Origin of the sequence: Kitasatospora sp. NPDC057512 (assembly GCF_042802135.1) — a bacterium.
Classification (GTDB): domain Bacteria; phylum Actinomycetota; class Actinomycetes; order Streptomycetales; family Streptomycetaceae; genus Kitasatospora.
In genome coordinates this window covers 1-1394 of record NZ_JBHVET010001220.1, presented here as the reverse complement: position 1 = coordinate 1394, position 1394 = coordinate 1, and the positions used below count along the sequence as shown (strand labels likewise).

Annotated in this window: 1 protein-coding gene; it reads right to left on the bottom strand. The window is 65.7% G+C overall.

What is annotated here, in order from left to right; genetic code table 11:
• Window positions 1-62: 62 nt before the first annotated feature.
• Entirely contained in the window at window positions 63-1256 is a 1194-nt protein-coding gene (tuf, locus tag ACFU6K_RS39045; protein WP_049649031.1) for an elongation factor Tu, read from the bottom strand.
• Between the last annotated feature and the right edge of the window lie 138 nt (window positions 1257-1394).

Below are 1394 nucleotides of genomic sequence, written 5' to 3'. Positions count from 1 at the left end.
ACCGTGCGGTGCGCGGGGCCCTTCGGACGAGCCTGTACGAGGCAGGCAGGTCAGATCGTCAATTACTTGATGATCTTGGTGACCTGGCCGGCGCCGACGGTGCGGCCACCCTCACGGATGGCGAACTTCAGGCCCTCCTCCATGGCGATCGGCTGGATCAGCGCGACGGTCATGGCGGTGTTGTCGCCCGGCATGACCATCTCGGTGCCCTCGGGGAGGGTCACGACGCCGGTCACGTCCGTGGTACGGAAGTAGAACTGCGGGCGGTAGTTGTTGAAGAAGGGGGTGTGACGGCCACCCTCGTCCTTCGACAGGATGTACGACTGGGCCTCGAAGTCGGTGTGCGGCGTGACCGAACCCGGCTTGATGATGACCTGGCCGCGCTCGACGTCCTCGCGCTTGATGCCACGGAGCAGCAGACCGACGTTCTCACCGGCCTGGCCCTCGTCGAGCAGCTTGCGGAACATCTCGATGCCGGTGACCGTGGTGGTGGTCTTGGTCTCCTTGATGCCGATGATGTCGACAGTCTCGTTGACCTTGAGGATGCCGCGCTCGATGCGACCGGTGACGACGGTGCCACGACCGGTGATCGTGAAGACGTCCTCGATCGGCATCAGGAACGGCTGGTCCACGGCGCGGGCCGGGGTCGGGATGCTCTCGTCGACAGCCTTCATCAGGCCGAGGAGCTTCTGGCCCCACTCGGCGTCGCCCTCGAGGGCCTTCAGCGCGGAGACGCGGACGACCGGCAGGTCGTCGCCCGGGAACTCGTACTCGGAGAGCAGCTCACGGACCTCGAGCTCGACGAGCTCCAGGATCTCCTCGTCGTCCACCATGTCGGCCTTGTTCAGGGCGACAACGATGTACGGAACGCCGACCTGGCGGGCCAGGAGGACGTGCTCCTTGGTCTGCGGCATCGGGCCGTCGGTGGCGGCGACCACCAGGATGGCGCCGTCCATCTGGGCGGCACCGGTGATCATGTTCTTGATGTAGTCGGCGTGACCCGGGCAGTCAACGTGCGCGTAGTGACGGTCCTCGGTCTGGTACTCGACGTGCGCGATCGAGATGGTGATACCGCGCTGACGCTCCTCCGGGGCCTTGTCGATCTGGTCGAACGGCGTGAAGGGGTTCAGGTCCGGGTACGCGTCGTGCAGCACCTTGGTGATGGCCGCGGTCAGCGTGGTCTTGCCGTGGTCGATGTGACCGATGGTGCCGATGTTGACGTGGGGCTTCGTCCGCTCGAACTTCGCCTTCGCCACTGAGTCCTCCTGAGGACAGTTCCTGTACGCCGTGCTGACGCCAGTTGGTCTTTGATCGGTTTTGGTGCGGGTTGCCCGGAGGACATCCCGTGCCGTCCCGCTGGTGGGGGGGCCGGAGGCTCCCGGGAGGATCCGACC